The organism is Agromyces sp. H66 (assembly GCF_004959775.1).
Taxonomy (GTDB): Bacteria; Actinomycetota; Actinomycetes; order Actinomycetales; family Microbacteriaceae; genus Agromyces.
This window is the reverse complement of record NZ_SJZG01000012.1, coordinates 111472-127909: the sequence shown is the minus strand read 5'-3', so window position 1 is coordinate 127909 and position 16438 is coordinate 111472. Positions and strand designations below refer to the sequence as shown.

Below are 16438 nucleotides of genomic sequence, written 5' to 3'. Positions count from 1 at the left end.
CCCAGGCCGACCATGACCCACGGATCAGTCAGGAGAGCCCATTAAATGCGCGAATACCATCTGAAACCAACTGTGACCGTCTCGAATAATCCCTGATCAGCGCGATATCGCAACCACAAGCACAGTGCCGAAAACCGCCCAGGCTCACTGAAAATCGAAAGGTCACCGGATCGATGCCGGGCTGGCATGCCGGATTCTGTGCCATTTACCTGAACTGCTCTTGGTTTGTATCACAATAAACGATACAATTCGAGTATGAAGGCGAGAGATGCGCTTCGCGGACTGGCCGAGGTCACAGCCTCCCAGTGGGGGATGGTCACCTCGGCCCAGGCGGCCGCGCGTGGCGTGACGAGACTCGACCTGTCGCGACTCGCTGATGCCGGTGACCTCGTGCGGATCTCCCAAGGCGTCTACAAGAACGCCGGCGCACCTTCTGGCACATACCTCGACGTACGGGCGGCATGGCTCAGCAGCGACCCGGCGCGCCTGGCGAGCGAGCGGCTGAGCGACGGCCACCGCGGAGTCGTGGTGTCCGGCCAAACTGCGGCATGGCTGCATGACATCGGCGACCTGCGCTCGAACCGCGCCGAACTGAGCACCCCGGTCCGCCGCCAGACGCAGCGCGCCGATGTCCACTACCGCCAACGGGATCTATCGGAGAATGACGTCACGATCCGCGACGGACTGCCGGTGACAACTCCGGAACGCACCATCGCCGACCTGGTCGCGGACCGAACTGACCTGTCGGTCGTCGCGAACGCGCTGCGCGATGCGATCCGCAAGTACGACCTCGATCTCGGCCGGCTCGAGGCGGACCTCGCTCCGCTGGCAGCGCGCAATGGGCACCGCAAAGGTGACGGTGCCGCGATGCTCGATCAACTGCTCGCCATTGCCGGAATGGATCGCGAATTATGACCGAGCCGTACAGGAGTGCAACCGCCGTCGAAGCCGCCATCCGCGACGCCGCCCGTCGCGCGTTCGCCGCCGACAAGTCGATGTCCACCCAAGACCGCATCCGTCAGGAGTACTTCCGGCGCTTCCTCAGTCGCGTCTTCTCGGAGCACGACGATTCCGAGTGGCTCCTGAAGGGTGGGACCGGAGTTCTCGCCCGCGTCGCCTCGGGCCGACGCACCACCGACGTCGACCTGTTCCGTGCGAACGAAACCCTTGACGGCGCGCTCGCAGAGCTGATCCGCCTCGCAGGTATCGACCTCGGCGACTACTTCCGTTCGTCTACACGAAGCACCGCGGTCCTCGGCGGCGACCAGCAAACCTCCACCGAGGGGTATGGCGTCGACTTCGACGTCTACATCGGCGCCGATCGGAAGGAACCGCTGCACGTCGACCTCGTCGTCGGCGTCATCGTCACTGACGAGGTCACCGTTGCGGCGCCGGCCAATCGCCTGGACCTTCCCCGGCTTCCGAGCAACGACTACCGTCTCTACCCGGTCGTCGACCAGATCGCCGACAAGGTGTGCGCGACCATGTCCGAGTACGGCGGTAAACCCTCGAGCCGAGAGAAGGATCTCGTCGATCTCGTCGTCCTGGCGAAAACGCAGACCGTGAATGCCGATGCGCTGAGGCGCGCCATCGACGCGGAGGCCCGCGTGCGCTCGCAAGCGCCCTTCGCCGAACTGACCATCCCGCAAGCCTGGGGACGCGCGTACTCGAGGGAGGCGAAGGACGTGCCCTACTGCGCCGACTTCCGCATAGTCGAGCTCGCGAGGGAGCTCATGCAAGCCTTCATCGACCCAGTGCTCCGCGACGAAGCATCCGGCCTGAATTGGTCACCGGAATCGCTCACCTGGGGCTGACCGCCGACCACATAGAGAACCCCCGGGAGATGCCCGGGGGTTCGTGTTTCCCCTCTGTCCGGCGTCCCGTAGGATCCACGATTGATGTCCCCTCCCACTCGCCTGGTCCTCATCGAGGGTTCGATCGGCGCCGGCAAGACGACGGCGACCGCGATCCTCGCCGAGCAGCTCCGCGCCGACCTCGCTGGTACGCGCGTCGGCGTGGTCGCCGTCGCCGAGGGTGACGTCGACCATCCCGCCGATCTCGAGCGCGTAGCCGCGGTCGACGAGGCGACGTTCGACGCACTCCTCGAGGCGCATCCGATCCACGCGGACGCGCTCCGGGCGGTCGCGTCGCCGTCGACGGTTCCCGGCGTGCGACTGGTGCGCTACGGCGTGCTGGAGCGCGACCACCGTGCGGTTCCGGCGTCGATGGTGCAGGCGCTGGCGGCGCACGACGCCTACGAACTCGCCCTCCTGGAGCATGTCCGCCATCGCATGGCGCACTGGCGCGAGTTCGTACGCCGTGTCGGGTCGGGAACCGACGTGTGGGTCCTCGACTGCTGCGCCATCCAGAATCCGGTCACCGTCGCTCTCGTACGCGACGACGCCCCGATCGAGGTGAGCGTCGACCTCGTGACGGGTCTCCTCGACGCCGCGGCAACGCTGTCGCCGGTCGTCGTCCACCTCCGCCCCTCCGACCCAGGCGCCGCATTCGAGCGGGCGGTCGCCGAGCGTCCCGCCTGGTGGCGCGATCACGTCATCGGCTACTACACCGGTCGCCGGTTGGGGCGGCGCCTGAACGCGACGGGGGTCGAGGGCACCGTGGAGGTGCTGCGCCATCGCGCCGAAGCTGAAGAGCAGGCACTCGCAGCCGCCGAGACGCACGGCGTGCGGGTGTCGCGCGTGACGACCGACGACGCCGATTCGGTCGAGGAGGCACTCGCCTCGATCTCGGCCGCCGTCGCCGCCGGCTGGTCGGCCGCCGACGACACCCGCACCTGACGGATGGATGACGGAGACCCGCGCCTGACGAATGGACGACGGAGTCCCGCGCCCTTCCACGCCGCGCCAGGGCTCAGGAACCGCGGCCGCTAGCGGTGCGCTCACGCGTCAGCGCCGTTCTTCTTTCGGTGTTGCACCCGCAATCCGCCAGTGGGGCGCTGCTCGATGAGGAAGAGTTCCGTCGCTCGAACCAGGTCGGAGAGTTTCGCGTACCCCCAGTTTCGTGGGTCGAAATCGGGGTGTTGCTTCCGCATCAGCACGCCCACCGCCGAGAGGTTCGCCCATCCGTCCTCGCCCGATGCGGTGGTGACGCTCGTCCGCAGCCCCGAGACGAGCTTGGTGTCGCCGCGCAGCTTCGGGGGCGGGACGCGCGTAGGCGATGCAGAGGTGCTCTCCGCTGCCTCGTCGAGCACGTCGAGGTAGGTGAATCGATCGCACGCATTCCGGAAGGCTTCGGGCGTCTTCCTCTCTCCGAACCCGTAGACCGTGACGCCCTCTTCCCGGATACGTGATGCGAGACGGGTGAAATCGCTGTCGGATGACACGATGCAGAACCCGTGGAAGCGACGCGTGTAGAGCAGATCCATTGCGTCGATGATCAGGGCACTGTCGGTCGCGTTCTTTCCGACCGTGTTGGCGAACTGCTGCATCGGCTGAATGACGTGCTCGCTGGCAACCGGCTTCCAACTGCTCAAGTTCGGCTTGGTCCAGTCGCCGTAGACCCGCTTCACCGAGGCCGTGCCGAACCTCGCGACCTCCGTGAGAACTGCACCGATCTTCGAAGGCGGCACGTTGTCAGCGTCGACAAGGACGGCGAGGAGGTCGTTCGGCAGCGACATGAAGCGCCCCGGGTTCTGTGGAGGCTCGGTTAGTTGGTTCCGGCCCCGGCGGGGACGTGTTCTTGAGCGTATTCGACCGGCGGCTGGGATGCCCAGTACGCGGCCTCGGCGTCGGCTGGTGGGACCATGCCGATCTCGCCGTGGAGGCGCCTGTGGTTGAACCAGTCGACATACTCGGCGACGGCGATTTCGACGTCCCGGATGGACGCCCATCCACCTTTCGGGCGCATCGCGGGGTTGCGGATGCATTCGGCCTTGAACAGCGAGTTGAATGCCTCCGCGAGGGCGTTGTCGTAGCTGTCGCCCTTGGATCCGACCGAAGCGACAGCCTCCGCCTCGGCGAGGCGTTCGGTGTAGCGAATCGCTCGATATTGAACTCCGCGATCCGAATGATGAATGAGGCCGGTGACGTCCTGGCCGGTGCGTTGCCGCTGCCAGAGGCCCATGTCGAGGGCGTCGAGGGCGAGGTCGGTGCGCATGTTCGTCGAGGTCTGCCAGCCCACGACGCGGCGGGCGAACACGTCGATCACGAACGCCGCGTAGACCCAGCCGGCGTGGGTGCGGATGTAGGTCAGGTCCGCGACCCAGAGTTGGTTCGGCGCGGTCGCCTCGAACCGGCGTTCGACGAGATCCTCCGGGCGCTCGGTCTCCGCGTTCTCACCGAAGGTGGTGCGGCGGGTCTTGTCGCGGCGGATGCCCTGGATGCCTTCCTGCCGCATCAGCCGCTCGACGGTGCATCGTGCCACCGGGATGCCGCTGCGATTCAGCTCCGCGTGGATCTTCCGCGCCCCGTAGACGCCGAGGTTCGCCTTGTGCGCGTTCCTGATGTCCACGATCAGCTCCGCGTCCCTGACCGCCCTGGCCGACGGTGGCCGGGTCTTCGCGGCGTAGTAGGTGCTCGGGGCGATCTGCAGCCCGCTCTCACGCAGGATGCGGCAGATCGGCTCGACCCCGAACCGGTCGCGGTGCCCGTCGATGTACTCGACGAGCACCGCGGTCGGCACCTCGGCTACTTCAGCTTGCGGTCGAGCTCCGCCGCCGCGAAAAAAGCCGACGCGGTCTTCAAGATCTCGTTCGCCCGACGCAACTCACGCACCTCGCGCTCGAGGTCGGCGATCCGCTGCGCGTCCACCGTCGTCGTTCCGGGCGCGAGACCGCCGTCGACCTCCGCCTGCCGCACCCACGTGCGCAACGCCTCAGGGTGGATACCGAGCTGATCCGCGATCCGCTTGATCGCCCCCGTCTTCGACGCCGGGTCGCGACGGGCATCCAACGCCAACCGCGTCGCCCGCTCCTTCAGTTCCTCGCTGTACTTCCGTGGTGCTGCCATGACTCTCATCCTTCACAGGTTTGAGAGCCTCCATCACACCCGGGGCGCTTCAACATGCGATGAGCATGCCAGTCAGCGCCCAACATTCAGTCCCGCCCGTCTGAGGTCGGTCACCGGAAGCCGCAAGCGGATGCTCTGCTGAAACGGCGGTGAGAACCCGGCATCCGCTGACTTCTCCAGTCGCCCAATATCAGCGAGGCGATTCGCGCCCATGGACTGAAGTCCACCGACCTAGCTGAAGACCTTCTCCATCACCAGTTCGCGACCGTGTCCGGTGAGTGGCGTGCCCGGCATCTCGGTCGTCACGTACCCGCGGCCCCGATAGAGCGCGATGGCGGAGCTGTTGCCTGGAACGACCTCGAGCCGGACGCCTGCTGCTGTGGGCCGAGCCCAATCCTCGACAGCGGCAATGAGCCGGCCACCGAGGCCATTTCGGCGATGGTCTGGGCGGACCCAGAGTGAATGCAGCCACGCCCAGTCGCCGTCGAGCACTCCACGGACCAGGCCAACCGGATCCTCGTGGATCCCGATCGCCACGATCTTCAGCGCGGTCGCATCCAGTAAGCGGTCCCGCCACCGCACCTCGCCGCCTCCGGTCCAATTCACAGCGGCATTCGGGAACGCCTCAACGGAGTCAGCCAGCGCCGCCAGCCGGGCCGCTCTCCAAATCGCCCAATCTTCCTCACCAAGCCTGACCAGCATGGCCCCACTCTCCCACGGGCCTGACGAGAGCCCGGTTGGGGGTCTTCAGCGGAAGTGCGATGGCCTATCCCTCACCGCATGAAGAAGTCGACGAGTGTTCCGGCGATCCGGTCGGGTGCGTTCTCCATGGGGATGTGTCCTGCTTCCGGGATGCGCACGAGTGTGGTGTGCGGGATCTCCCTGGCGAACCGCTCGGCGTACTCGACCTTCTGAAAACCATCGTCCTCGCCCCAGATGAGCAGTTTCGGCGTCGTGGACTGCTGGAGGGCAGGAACGAGATCGAGGGTGTAGCGGCTGTCGGCCGCGCCCGCCAGGGCCATCCAGGAGCGGCGAACGCGCGCGTCGGTCCACGGATCGAGATACTCGGCGATCAGTGCTTCGGTGGCGGCACCGGCGAGTGCCGTGGTCACCGATTGTCGGCGGCCGGTGAGCACTTCCCCGGCGGTGGTCGCAGCCACGACCTCGGGGTTCCGGAACCGGGCCACGCCCGGCACGGGCCAGGAGTCATAGGTGACCGAGTTGGCCAGGGCCAACGCAGGCACCTCCAGTCGATCGTGGACGAGGAGGTGCTGGGCGACGGCACCGCCGATGTCGTGGCCCACCACAGCCACCGGTCCGGAGAGTCTCAATGCGGTCGCGAACCGCGCCACCCATTCCGCGAGAGCCGGGACCGTGGCCGTCTCCAGGTTGAGCTCGCCTCCTGAGCGACCCAGCCCGGGCAGATCGACCGCGATGGGCCGCAGCCCTGCCTCAGCGAGACTGCCAAGCACCGGAAGCCAGACCCGGCTCCAGTAGGTGCCGTGAAGCAGCAGCACGACCGGGCCGTCCTGCTCGACGGTCAGGTAGCTGGCCTCGTGGCCGTCGACCTGGACGGTGGTTCGCACGACGTTCGATTCGATGGTTTCGGGCATGGGAACACCATGACCCGGGTCACCGGCCCAGGCCTAGAGTCTGCAAGGACACCGAGAGCGGTATTCCTGCCATGAATCCCGACGGCGTGTCAGCCGCGGGGATCGTGAACACTGCCAAGGAAGAGCACGGCGCCGGTCTCCCGGTCGCTCACCGTGAACGCGAAGGGCCGGTCGACCCGGAATGGCGGCGGTGCGGACGACGCCATGGCCCCGCCCGTGACCGCCGCGGCCTCGGTGCCCTTCTCGTCGACCCGGATGTAGGTCTTCTGCACGACGGTGTCGAGGAACGGGTCTGCAGGCGACATCGGCGTGAAGTCCCCGCCGCTGAACGCAGACACCATCCCGAGCGATTGCAGAACCTCGTTGAGGTTCGCGTCCCACGCGAGTTCAAAGCGTGGCAGTGCGATCTCGGAGAAGGTGGCCGTCTCGAGGCCGTCGACCGCATTCCGCCAGACCTCGGCGTCGAGGTCGTCGAGAAGCTCGTCGAGGGTCACGTCCTCGTCGGGCAGCAGCACCTCCATGCCGAAGCGCTCGTCGTCGCCGTAGGGAAGCCGAAGCATCTGGAAGCCATCACCGAAGGAGGTCTCCCCCTCGGCGTCGATGCGATGCATGGTGGGAACCCCCACCTCGTCGCCGCCGGGCAGGGCGAATGGCGTCTCCCGGGTGTCGGCCTCGTCGAATGCGGTGGTCCAGGTACCCGCGAAGTACACAGCATTGAGCAGCACGAGCACCGCCTGCGGGTCGGGCAGGCCGAGATCCGCGGCGATCTCATCGATCCGTCCCTCAGTGCGTTCGTCGACCCAGTCGTCGATAGCGTCGGCGGCATCCTGCGAGTCGAGGTCGACCTCATCGAGCGTCGCCCCGTACGCGGCCTGCACGAACGAGACATAGTCGTCCTCGAACGGATGGCCTTCGGCCGCCCACAGCGAGTTCGCGATCGCCAACGTGACGTCATCGGTACCGACCAGGTCGGCGAGCAGAGCCGCATTCCGTGTGTCCCGCGGGCCGTCGAGGCCCAGTAGGTCGACCATCTCCTCGGCGTTGTCCCCGCCGGCACCGGCGGCCACCATCGCCAGCAGCACCGACAGCGACAGTGGCGAGGTGACCGTGTTATCGCCATCACTTGCGACGGCGGTGTGGAGATCGAATCCGAAGGCGTTGACGCCGTCGGCCGCCGCGGCAGCGTCCTCGGCCGACAGGCTGCCCGCGAGTTTGGCGTCCACCGTGTGTCCCGCGCCGCCGCCCGGCTGGCCAACGACCCCGCCACAGGCGGTGAGGACGAGCGTGACAGCCACAGCGAGTCCGGCCCGCAGCGCGGGCCTGTGTCCAGATACACGGAACTCTGCGACGGCCGGGGCATCTCGGGTCATACACGGATTGTGTCGAAGAGTTGGTGATCCTTGCGGTGAGCGCGCCTGGTTCCTGCCGGGTCGCCTGTTCGCTGGTGCGTGCACCGTAAGGCCTGCTCACCCCGTCAGCGTGGCGAGTGAGGATCCCTCGGGGGCTGACGCAAGCCCTCCCGGCACGCTGAACCGGCTGCTAGCGTGGCGCGCACTCCGAGTGGCCCGCAGTGCGAAAGGATCGCACCCCGAAAGGATCGCCGATGTCGTCGACTCCCTACCTCTTCCGTCCGCCGCGCAGTGCGCCCGAGTCGCGCGGCGGGCGGCCGCCCGAACCGCGCACCCAGCGCGTCGACGGGATGATCATCGAATGGGATGTCACGGTCACGACCGAGGCCGGACACACGGTGATCGCGGATGTCTACCGTTCCGACGGCGGCGAACCGGCACCCGTCCTCATCGCCTGGTCGCCGTACGGGAAGCACAACCCGGCTCCGATCGGCGTGATCTACCCCGACAGCGGCGTGCGGCCGGAGGACATCGGCCCGAAGACCACCTTCGAGGCGCCCGACCCCGACTACTGGGTCCCGCACGGCTATGCGATCGTGGTCACCGACATCCCGGGCACCTGGTACGCCACGGGCCCAGCCACGTACTGCTCGCCCGAGGAAGCCGAGGACTTCCGCGACTTCATCGAATGGGCGGGCACGCGGGAGTGGAGCAACGGGAAGGTCGGCCTCTCGGGCGTCTCCTACCTCACCGTCTCCCAGTGGCGCGTCGCCGAGCTGAACCCGCCGCACCTCGCCGCCATCAACCCGTGGGAGGGGTGGAGCGACACGTACCGTGAGGTCGCCCGGCACGGCGGCATCCCCGAGACATCCTTCTGGCCGTACATCTGGGAGCGCTGGGGAGCGAGCACGGGCGAGATCGAGGACCTCGAGCGGGAGACGAACGCGCACCCATTCTTCGACGACTTCTGGGAGACGAAGGCGGCCCGGCTCGAGCGCATCGAGGCGCCGGCGTGGGTGGTCGGCAGTTGGTCCGACCAAGGGCTGCACAGCCGTGGCACCCTGGAGGGCTTCCGGCGCATGGGGTCGGCGCAGAAGTGGCTCGACATCCACGGCCGGAAGAAGTGGGCCGAGTACTACCGTCCCGAGAACGTCGAGCGGCAGCGGCAGTTCTTCGACCGGTTCCTCAAGGGCATCGACAATGGCTGGGACGATCGCCCGCTGTGCTGTACGAGGTGCGCGAGGCGTACGACCGCGGCGAGGTCGCCGCAGCGGATGCCTGGCCCCTTCCCGGGGTGCGATACGCGCCCCTGTACCTCGACGAAGGGGGAACGCTCGCCGAGACCGCGCCCGAGGCCGAGTCCTTCGTCGAGTACGACGGACTCGCGAGCGGCATCGGCGCCCACCGCGTGCTGTTCGAGCACACGTTCACGGAACGCACGGTGCTGGTCGGGCACGCGACCGCCGAACTCAATGTCTCGGCCCCCGACGCCGACGACATGGACCTGTTCGTCGGGCTCTTCAAGCGCGGCACCGACGGCGAGGTGGTGGGCTTCGCGCACTACGCCCAGTTCGAGGACGGTCCCGTCGCGCTCGGATGGCTGCGGGTGTCCCATCGGGAGCTCGACGATCGACGGTCGGAGCCGTTCCTCCCGGTGCTCGCGCACCGGCAGGCGCTGCCGCTCGAGTCGGATGGGGCAACGCGCGTGACGATCGAGATCCTGCCCTCGGGCACCGCCTTCGAGGCGGGAGAGTCGCTCGTCCTGGTGGTGCAGGGACGGGACATCATGGACTACCCCCAGCTCGTCTACGCCCGGCATCGCGACGCCGTGAACCACGGCCGCCAGCGGGTGCACCTGGGCGGCGCCGATCCATCACGGGTCGTCCTGCCGTACCTCGACTGATCGCGGAGGCCTCCCGTCCTGCGAATCTCCCGCGAGCCCTCACGTTCGAGCCGGAGTGAGCGTAGGTTTGCGTTATATCGCGTGTTCGACCCGGATGGCGACGCAGCGGTGGGAACTCACCGCGAGGGGCCTCTGGAAGATGGAGGTGCTCGTCGTGGAGGTGCTCATCTGGGTGCTCGTCGCACTCCTGGCCATGGGCCTCATCTCGATCGTGACGGTCGTCCTCATCGTGCGCGCGCTGGTCAGACGCATCCGTCGCAACCGCAAGCTCGCCGGCGCGACGCTGCGCGCTCGAGCCCGGTTCAGCTCGGGTTCGCAGCGGAGGGTCCTCACGTTGCGCGTGCGGCTCGGAGATGCACTCGACAGCGGCCAGGCTGCGGTCGACCTCGCGGTGCGAGGCGACGGCCCACGAGGCGAACTTCCACGACTGTTCCGTCGCATCCGGGAGGAGGGCGTCGCGCTGGACCTCCAGTTGCGGCTGATGGAGAGCGAGACGGACCCCGCGGTGCTGGCCGAGCATCTTCCCGTGGCCGGACATCGGGTCGACCAGGTCGTCGGCCTGGTGCGTCGACTGCGCTCGGCCGTCGCGTCCGGGCTCGCGGGCTCGACCGACGAGACCCTCACCGCACTGCATGCCGACGTCGACCGTGAGGTCGCGGCATTGCACGCCGGAGTGCAGGAACTGCAGCGACTCAACCGCGGAGAGGAGCGCGTCGAGCCGACACGGTCGCCGTCGGCGGCGACATCCATCGTTCGAGACAAGGGGACCCCATCATGAGCGACAACACCTCGCGGATGCGAACCATCTTCCGCAGCAAGACCCGCAAGGCCCTCGACAAGGTGGAGGACCCTCGCGAACTGCTCGACGACAGCTACGACCAGCAGGTCAAGCTGCTGCAGCAGGTCAGGAAGGCCCTCGCCGAGGTCGCCACGGCCAAGAAGCGGGTGGACCTGCAGGGTCAGGAGCTCGGCGCTCGCTACCAGCGCCTCGGCGACCAGGCCCGCGAGGCGCTCGCCCACGGGCGCGAGGACCTCGCGCGGGCGGCGCTCGAGCGACGGTCGCTCATCGAGCGACAGGTCTCGCAGCTGCAGCAGCAGTACGCGGGGATGCAGCAGCAGACCGCACAGCTGGAGGAACGCGAGCGACGCCTGTCCGAGCAGATCGCCGCGTTCCGCATCGAGAAGGAGACGATCAAGGCGACGTACACGGCATCCGAGGCGCAGGTGCGCGCGAACGAGGCCGTTGCCGGCATCGGCGCCACGATCGACGACGTCGGCACCAGCCTCGACCGTGCGCGCGATCGCGTCGCGCAGATGCAGGCTCGTGCCGCGGCGACCGACGAGATGCTCGCGAGCGGGGCGCTGAAGGACCTGACCGCCCCGCCCGATGCCGACATCGAGCGCCAACTCGCGGCGCTCAGCGCGCAGGCCGAGATCGACCGCCAGCTCCAGGCGATGAAGGGAGTGGATGGCTCGACCGACGCCCGGCGCACCGGCGACGGCGGCGAATGGCTGAGCATCGGGCAGGGGCCGAGCGCGACGTAGCACGCCGAGGGATCGAGGAGCACGCGCCATGACCGCCTGGACCGACGACGAGCTCGACCTCATCGGCAACGCCGAGGAGATCGGCATCTCCTCTCGCCGACGCGACGGGTCGCTGCGACCGTATGTCACCATCTGGGTGGTGCGCGTCGGCGACGACCTGTACGTGCGTTCCGCGTACGGGCCCGACAATCCGTGGTTCGTGCGGGCCAGGGCGAGCGGTTCGGGCCGGATCCGCGCGGGCGGCATCGAGCGCGACGTCGAGTTCGCGGACCCCGGCGCCGACGCCGACGTGCATGCGTCGCTCGACGCGGCGTATCACGCCAAGTACGACCGCCACGGTCCGAAGATCGTCGGCACCGTCGTCGGGCCCGACGTCGTCGCCACGACGCTGCGGCTCGAGCCGGCAACGGCCTGACCGGGCCCTCTGGCCTCGTCGGCGGCGATCAGCCGGCGGCGATCAGCCGAGGTCGCTCAGCGCGTCGATGAGCTCGCCCACGGTGTGGGTGGCGTTCGACGGATGCCGCAGCGGCCGGTCGCGGTGGAGGACGTAGTGGTTCCGCCTGCCGCGGCGCTCGCGCTCGACGTACCCGGTGGCGTCGAGATCGTTCAGGATCGTCACCGCCGAGCGGGCACTGACGCCCACGGCCGCCGCGAGCTGCTCGATCGTGGCATCCGGATTCCTGGCCACCTCGAGGAGCACGTGAGCGTGGTGGGTGAGGAACGTCCAGTGCGCCATGGCTTCATTGTCGCGTCTCATCGGCGCTCCGCACGGCCGCTGCCCGCGAGCTCCTCCGCGGTCGCCTCCCGGAACATCGGCGCGGCTGACGTGTCGAGCGACCGGCGACCCTGACCGCGGGTGGCGATGAGGCTGGCGACGACGGTCACCGCCAGGATGCCGACGATGACCCCGAGCGAGAGCGTGGTCGGGACCTTCCAGACGTCGTGCAGCGCCATCTTCGCGCCGACCCAGATGAGGATCGCGGCCAGGCCGATCTTGAGGTAGACGAAGCGATGCACGAGATCGGCGAGCAGGAAGTACATCGCCCGCAGGCCGAGGATCGCGAAGGCGTTCGCCGTGAAGACCAGGAACGGCTCGCTCGTGACGGCGAAGATCGCCGGGATGGAGTCGACGGCGAAGACGATGTCGGTGACCTCGATGAGCACGAGCACCGCCAGCAGCGGCGTCGCGACGAGCGCGCCACCGACGCGGGTGACGAGCTTCTGGCCGTGGAAGGCGTCGGTCATCGGAACGAACCGACGGAACACCCGCAGCACGCGCGACTTCGTCGGGTCTCCGTGGTCGTTGCGGTGCCGCAGCATCTGGATGCCGGTGACGACGAGCAGCGCGGCGAAGACGTACAACACCCACGCGAAGCTCTCGAGCAGGACCGCGCCGAGCGCGATGAAGATGCCCCGGAAGACGAGGGCGCCGAGCACCCCGAGGAACAGCACACGGTGCTGGTACCGCGCGGGCACCCCGAAGCTCGCGAAGATGATCGCCCAGACGAAGACGTTGTCGACGGCCAGGGACTTCTCGATGACGAATCCCGCGAAGTACTGCTGTCCGAATTCGGCGCCGAACAGGCTCCAGATGATCACGCCGAAGGCGAGGCCCGACAGCACCCAGAACACCGACCAGCCCGCTGCCTCGCGGAGCCCGATCTCGTGCGCCTCACGATGCGCGACGAGGTCGATGACCAGCATGACGACGATGACGGCGAGCACGGCGAGCCACGCCCAGAGTGGGATGTCCACGATTCTCCTTCCCGTCTGACCAGTGAAGCATGCTTCATGTGTTGCTCGGTGTATGAAGTGAACTTCACAGGTAATCGGGAGGATCGGACTCCCCGACCGCGCGGCGACCTCAGCCGTAGATGTCCCCGTCGAGGTACTTCAGCCCGGTGTCGCCCGAGATCGTCACGACGCGATGTCCGGCGCCGAGTTCGACCGCGAGATCGATCGCCGCGCACACGTTCAGGCCGGTCGATCCACCGCCGAACACGCCCTCCACCCTGGCCAGGCGGCGGCACATCTCGAAGGCCCGGTCCTGGGCGATCACCCGCACGTCGGAGAGCACCGATCGATCCAGGAACGGCGGGTCGGGGAACACGGCGACCCCCTCCACGTGGTGGGCGCCGCCGACGCCGGTCGTCAGCAGTGGCGACTCGGCGGGCTCGACGGTGACGACCTCGGGTTCGACGCCCGCGCGAAGCAGTCCGTCGAGGGATCCCATCAGGGCACCACCGGTCCCGACCGCCGCGCAGAAGACGTCGAGGTCGCCACCGAGCGCCTCGGCGATCTCTCCGCCGATCGGCGCGTAGCCCGGGCGCACGTCGGGTGATGCGAACTGGTCGGCGTAGAACCGCCCGGGCCCCTCGGCCACGGCGTATGCGCGCTGCTTCATCCGTTCTGCGAGTTCGGTGGTGATCATCCCTCCGTTGCTCGGCTCGACGAGGACGGTAGCTCCGAACGCTTCCATGGCCTGGCGCTTGCTGTCGGAGAAGGCATCGGAGAACACGGCCGTGAACTTCAGGCCGAGCACTCCTGCGACGAAGGCGAGGGCGGTGCCGGTGCTGCCACCGGTGTACTCGACGACGGTGTCGCCGGGTCGAACGTCACCGCGCTCGAGTGCGCGGGTGACGAGCGAGATCGCCATGCGGTCCTTGTAGGACCCCGTCGGGTTCCCGCCCTCGAGTTTCACCCACACCTCGGCCGCACCCTCGGGCACCAGGGCCCCCAGCCGCACCAGTGGCGTGTGACCGACGGCCGCCAGACCGCCGCGTAAGCCGCCTGTGGCGCCACCGGCGTCGCTCACCGAGCCGCCGGAGTCGCTCTTCATCAGGAAGCCTCCTTGCGGGCAGCCTACTCCCCGCCGCTCCTGCCCGCCGCTCCTGCCCGCAGGTCCAACCCCGGGGCCGGCCGTCGCACGCATCGCCCGCGACCGATTCCTCGGGTCGCCCTGCGATGCGGCACGATCGACGAGGAATCCAGCTGCTCGTGCGCGAATCCGAGACGATGCCGAGTGCTGAGACATCCTTCAGTGAGCACAGAGGAATCGGAGGGTCATGCCGACTGACGATCTCGCCCTGCTCGGCCGGCTGGCGCAGGGCGATACCGCGGCGCTGACCGCGCTCTACGAGCGGTACAGCCGGATCGTCTATGCGCGCGCGTTCTCGACGGTCGAGTCGCGCCCCGATGCGGAGGAGCTGATGCAGGACGTGTTCCTCCTCCTGTGGAAGAAGCGGCGGAAGGTCGAGATCCACGGCGAGTCGGTGCTGCCGTGGCTCCTGGTCTCGGTGCGCTACCTCGGCATGAACCGGCGACGGCACAACAGCCGTCGATCCGCGGACTCGCTCAGCGACCGCGCGGAGCTCGCCGGCGGCGCCGACCCCGAGCGGATCGTCGCGCACCGACGATTCGTCGAGGCCATCGAGGCGTCGATCGCCAAGCTCGGGCCGATCGACCGGGCGATCCTCCAGCTGTGCATCGTCGAAGGACTGACTTACAAGGAGGCGGCGACTCGACTTCGGACGAGTCATGCGGTCGTGCGGAACCGGCTCGGGCGCGCTCGAGCAGCGGTTCGAGCGGATGCCGCCGCCTACCTGGGAGAGGAGGGGTGATGATCGATCTCGAGCCATCGCTGGCGGAATACGAGGAACTCGGCCGAGAGCTCGTCGCGAAGGCGATCAGGCACGACCGCGTGAGCACCATCCGCCGCCGCGTCGCGACCGGGGCCGCGGTCGGCGTCCTCGCCGTCGGCGGGATCGGAGCCGCGTGGGTCGCCCTGGCCGACCCGGCACTTCGCACCAACGCGGCGTACTGCCACTCCGAGGCCGACCCATCGTCGCCATTCGTCGGGGTGGGCGCACCCGGCGCCGAGGCGCCCGACGGTTCCGTCCTGCAGCTCGACGTCGACCCGATCGAACTCTGCGCCGCCGTCTGGCGGATCGGCGCCGTCGGTCCGCATGCGACGCAGCCCCCGGTGGACGGCGTGACCTACGACGTGCCCGACCTCGTCGCGTGCCTCCGGCTCGACGGCATCGTCGCCGTGTTCCCGAACGAGGAGGGGAGACCGAGCGAGGGGCTCTGCCGCGAACTCGGACTCGCACCTTGGCACGGTTGAGCGGATGCCGCGTGCCGACCCGTGACGCCACGCGAACGCCGGCGCATGGGAAAGGGAGGGCGGCCCCCAGCCGACCCTCCCTCTCCCGAGGACGGCGCCCCCGCCGCCGCTCCTCCCCGTCGCGTCGCCCGCTAGCGAGCGACCCGCCAGGAATCCGCCCGGTCGTTCATGCTCCCGAGCTGGCTCGCGTTGGCCACGTAGCCGTATCCGGGCCCTGCGTAGTTCTCGTAGTCGAACACCGCCGTGCGGCAGTTGAGGAAGCTCCGGAACGACGAGACCCGGCCGCTCCACCCGATGGCGCTCAGCCTGGGGTACCCGTAGGAGTAGTAGGAGCATCCGCTCGACACGCCCGTGATGACGGTCGAGCCGCCCCCGTAGTTGATGTGCTCGTAGACGATGCTGACGACGTAGGCCGCCTGCACCCCGACGCTCGATCGGGCGGCGACTTCGTACTCCGCGGCCCGGAACGGCTTGCCGCCGATCTTGGTTCCCTCGGGCGCCGAGATCTTCACGCCCTTCTGCCTGAGCACCTCGGCCACGAGATCGACGCCGGCATCGACGCAGAGGCTCTCCTGGGTGATCCCGTCGACCCAGCAGCTGTTCGCGGCGTCGCGCACCGGCGGCGCGGCGACCGCCGCGCCCGGGCCGGTCAGGGTGAGCGCTGCGGCTGAGGCGAGCGCAGTGATGGCGGCGGCGATCCTTCGACGCATTCGACTTCCTCTCCGACGGTGTAGCTGGATGAAACCGCACCCTTCCGGTCGGATGCAACGATCCGGGTGGACTTGAGACGCATTGCCCGCGCCGGACATTCGAGGTTGGGGGATCGAATCGGTCGAGAGCAGGTGACCCGCGCTCAGGCGGGCTCGGCCGCCGACCGGTGATCCGGAATCGGCCGGGCATGATCCGATTCCGGAATGCATCTCGCTCCCGGTTTCGTG

The 16438-nt window shown here is 68.3% G+C and carries 18 protein-coding genes and 1 other annotated feature; of the genes, 9 read left to right on the top strand and 9 right to left on the bottom strand.

Annotated features, from left to right (window positions below; all coding sequences use genetic code 11):
- Nucleotides 1-255: 255 nt before the first annotated feature.
- From EZM51_RS17390 to EZM51_RS17380, 3 genes are all read left to right on the top strand, one after another.
- Nucleotides 256-915: a type IV toxin-antitoxin system AbiEi family antitoxin domain-containing protein gene (locus tag EZM51_RS17390; protein WP_136709572.1), complete on the top strand. Its 660-nt coding sequence runs from the start codon at nucleotides 256-258 to the stop codon at nucleotides 913-915.
- Nucleotides 912-1814 carry a nucleotidyl transferase AbiEii/AbiGii toxin family protein gene (locus tag EZM51_RS17385; RefSeq protein WP_136709571.1) on the top strand — a complete coding sequence of 301 codons (903 nt, stop codon included), beginning with the start codon at nucleotides 912-914 and terminating at the stop codon, nucleotides 1812-1814. The genes EZM51_RS17390 and EZM51_RS17385 overlap by 4 nt, the downstream gene beginning before the upstream one ends.
- 84 nt (nucleotides 1815-1898) lie before the next feature.
- Nucleotides 1899-2798, top strand: a complete 900-nt coding sequence (locus EZM51_RS17380) for a hypothetical protein (RefSeq protein WP_136709570.1) — start codon at nucleotides 1899-1901, stop codon at nucleotides 2796-2798.
- Nucleotides 2799-2899: 101 nt separating this feature from the next.
- On the opposite strand, the gene EZM51_RS17375 is transcribed toward EZM51_RS17380, so the two are convergent.
- From EZM51_RS17375 to EZM51_RS17355, 5 genes are all read right to left on the bottom strand, one after another.
- Entirely contained in the window at nucleotides 2900-3637 is a 738-nt protein-coding gene (locus EZM51_RS17375; protein ID WP_136709569.1) for an NYN domain-containing protein, read from the bottom strand.
- 29 nt (nucleotides 3638-3666) lie between these two features.
- Nucleotides 3667-4967 (bottom strand): IS3 family transposase gene (locus EZM51_RS17370; RefSeq protein WP_136709568.1). Its coding sequence is split into 2 segments (ribosomal slippage): nucleotides 3667-4688 and nucleotides 4688-4967, totalling 1302 coding nucleotides; the frame shifts between segments, so codons are not numbered across the junction.
- Nucleotides 4537-4689: a sequence feature (AL1L pseudoknot), on the bottom strand. Its footprint overlaps the gene before it by 153 nt.
- 231 nt (nucleotides 4968-5198) lie before the next feature.
- Nucleotides 5199-5669: a GNAT family N-acetyltransferase gene (locus EZM51_RS17365; protein ID WP_136709567.1), complete on the bottom strand. Its 471-nt coding sequence runs from the start codon at nucleotides 5667-5669 to the stop codon at nucleotides 5199-5201.
- Nucleotides 5670-5740: 71 nt separating this feature from the next.
- Nucleotides 5741-6580, bottom strand: a complete 840-nt coding sequence (locus tag EZM51_RS17360) for an alpha/beta hydrolase (protein WP_136709566.1) — start codon at nucleotides 6578-6580, stop codon at nucleotides 5741-5743.
- 89 nt (nucleotides 6581-6669) lie between these two features.
- The gene (locus tag EZM51_RS17355; RefSeq protein ID WP_136709565.1) at nucleotides 6670-8034 is read right to left on the bottom strand and encodes a serpin family protein; all 1365 of its coding nucleotides are present in this window, start codon (nucleotides 8032-8034) and stop codon (nucleotides 6670-6672) included.
- Nucleotides 8035-8941: 907 nt separating this feature from the next.
- On the opposite strand from EZM51_RS17355, the gene EZM51_RS20665 reads away from it, so the two are divergent.
- The 4 genes from EZM51_RS20665 (at nucleotide 8942) to EZM51_RS17335 (ending at nucleotide 11792) form a co-directional block, all read left to right on the top strand.
- Nucleotides 8942-9832 carry a CocE/NonD family hydrolase C-terminal non-catalytic domain-containing protein gene (locus EZM51_RS20665; protein ID WP_349236073.1) on the top strand — a complete coding sequence of 297 codons (891 nt, stop codon included), beginning with the start codon at nucleotides 8942-8944 and terminating at the stop codon, nucleotides 9830-9832.
- Between the two features lie 94 nt (nucleotides 9833-9926).
- On the top strand, nucleotides 9927-10610 hold the full coding sequence (locus tag EZM51_RS17345) for a hypothetical protein (RefSeq protein WP_136709563.1): 684 nt from the start codon (nucleotides 9927-9929) through the stop codon (nucleotides 10608-10610).
- Nucleotides 10607-11377, top strand: coding sequence for a PspA/IM30 family protein (locus EZM51_RS17340; RefSeq protein ID WP_136709562.1), 771 nt, complete (start codon nucleotides 10607-10609; stop codon nucleotides 11375-11377). The genes EZM51_RS17345 and EZM51_RS17340 overlap by 4 nt, the downstream gene beginning before the upstream one ends.
- Before the next feature lie 28 nt (nucleotides 11378-11405).
- The gene (locus tag EZM51_RS17335) at nucleotides 11406-11792 is read left to right on the top strand and encodes a DUF2255 family protein (RefSeq protein ID WP_136709561.1); all 387 of its coding nucleotides are present in this window, start codon (nucleotides 11406-11408) and stop codon (nucleotides 11790-11792) included.
- A 42-nt stretch (nucleotides 11793-11834) separates the two neighbouring features.
- Here EZM51_RS17335 and EZM51_RS17330 read toward each other — a convergent pair whose 3' ends face one another.
- The 3 genes from EZM51_RS17330 to EZM51_RS17320 form a co-directional block, all read right to left on the bottom strand.
- The gene (locus tag EZM51_RS17330; RefSeq protein ID WP_136709560.1) at nucleotides 11835-12113 is read right to left on the bottom strand and encodes a helix-turn-helix domain-containing protein; all 279 of its coding nucleotides are present in this window, start codon (nucleotides 12111-12113) and stop codon (nucleotides 11835-11837) included.
- A gap of 17 nt (nucleotides 12114-12130) precedes the next feature.
- Nucleotides 12131-13132, bottom strand: coding sequence for a TerC family protein (locus EZM51_RS17325; protein WP_136709559.1), 1002 nt, complete (start codon nucleotides 13130-13132; stop codon nucleotides 12131-12133).
- A 109-nt stretch (nucleotides 13133-13241) separates the two neighbouring features.
- On the bottom strand, nucleotides 13242-14216 hold the full coding sequence (locus EZM51_RS17320) for a cysteine synthase family protein (protein ID WP_169053962.1): 975 nt from the start codon (nucleotides 14214-14216) through the stop codon (nucleotides 13242-13244).
- Between the two features lie 226 nt (nucleotides 14217-14442).
- Between EZM51_RS17320 and EZM51_RS17315 the strand changes: the two genes are divergently transcribed.
- Both EZM51_RS17315 and EZM51_RS17310 read left to right on the top strand, forming a co-directional pair.
- On the top strand, nucleotides 14443-14997 hold the full coding sequence (locus tag EZM51_RS17315; RefSeq protein ID WP_136709557.1) for an RNA polymerase sigma factor: 555 nt from the start codon (nucleotides 14443-14445) through the stop codon (nucleotides 14995-14997).
- Complete coding sequence (locus EZM51_RS17310) at nucleotides 14997-15500, top strand: hypothetical protein (protein WP_136709556.1); 504 nt, start codon at nucleotides 14997-14999, stop codon at nucleotides 15498-15500. Before EZM51_RS17315 ends, EZM51_RS17310 begins: the two co-directional genes overlap by 1 nt.
- Nucleotides 15501-15631: 131 nt before the next feature.
- Here the strand turns inward: EZM51_RS17310 and EZM51_RS17305 are convergent, their stop codons facing one another.
- Complete coding sequence (locus tag EZM51_RS17305) at nucleotides 15632-16210, bottom strand: hypothetical protein (RefSeq protein ID WP_136709555.1); 579 nt, start codon at nucleotides 16208-16210, stop codon at nucleotides 15632-15634.
- Nucleotides 16211-16438: the final 228 nt, after the last annotated feature.

Excerpts from the sequence above, each read along its gene's own strand:
- EZM51_RS17390 (WP_136709572.1), top strand. The coding sequence starts at position 256 with ATGAAGGCGAGAGATGCGCTTCGCGGACTGGCCGAGGTCACAGCCTCC.
- EZM51_RS17385 (WP_136709571.1), top strand. The coding sequence starts at position 912 with ATGACCGAGCCGTACAGGAGTGCAACCGCCGTCGAAGCCGCCATCCGC.
- EZM51_RS17380 (WP_136709570.1), top strand. The coding sequence starts at position 1,899 with ATGTCCCCTCCCACTCGCCTGGTCCTCATCGAGGGTTCGATCGGCGCC.
- EZM51_RS17375 (WP_136709569.1), bottom strand. The coding sequence starts at position 3,637 with ATGTCGCTGCCGAACGACCTCCTCGCCGTCCTTGTCGACGCTGACAAC.
- EZM51_RS17365 (WP_136709567.1), bottom strand. The coding sequence starts at position 5,669 with ATGCTGGTCAGGCTTGGTGAGGAAGATTGGGCGATTTGGAGAGCGGCC.
- EZM51_RS17360 (WP_136709566.1), bottom strand. The coding sequence starts at position 6,580 with ATGCCCGAAACCATCGAATCGAACGTCGTGCGAACCACCGTCCAGGTC.
- EZM51_RS17345 (WP_136709563.1), top strand. The coding sequence starts at position 9,927 with ATGGCGACGCAGCGGTGGGAACTCACCGCGAGGGGCCTCTGGAAGATG.
- EZM51_RS17340 (WP_136709562.1), top strand. The coding sequence starts at position 10,607 with ATGAGCGACAACACCTCGCGGATGCGAACCATCTTCCGCAGCAAGACC.
- EZM51_RS17335 (WP_136709561.1), top strand. The coding sequence starts at position 11,406 with ATGACCGCCTGGACCGACGACGAGCTCGACCTCATCGGCAACGCCGAG.
- EZM51_RS17330 (WP_136709560.1), bottom strand. The coding sequence starts at position 12,113 with ATGGCGCACTGGACGTTCCTCACCCACCACGCTCACGTGCTCCTCGAG.
- EZM51_RS17320 (WP_169053962.1), bottom strand. The coding sequence starts at position 14,216 with ATGAAGAGCGACTCCGGCGGCTCGGTGAGCGACGCCGGTGGCGCCACA.
- EZM51_RS17315 (WP_136709557.1), top strand. The coding sequence starts at position 14,443 with ATGCCGACTGACGATCTCGCCCTGCTCGGCCGGCTGGCGCAGGGCGAT.
- EZM51_RS17310 (WP_136709556.1), top strand. The coding sequence starts at position 14,997 with ATGATCGATCTCGAGCCATCGCTGGCGGAATACGAGGAACTCGGCCGA.
- EZM51_RS17305 (WP_136709555.1), bottom strand. The coding sequence starts at position 16,210 with ATGCGTCGAAGGATCGCCGCCGCCATCACTGCGCTCGCCTCAGCCGCA.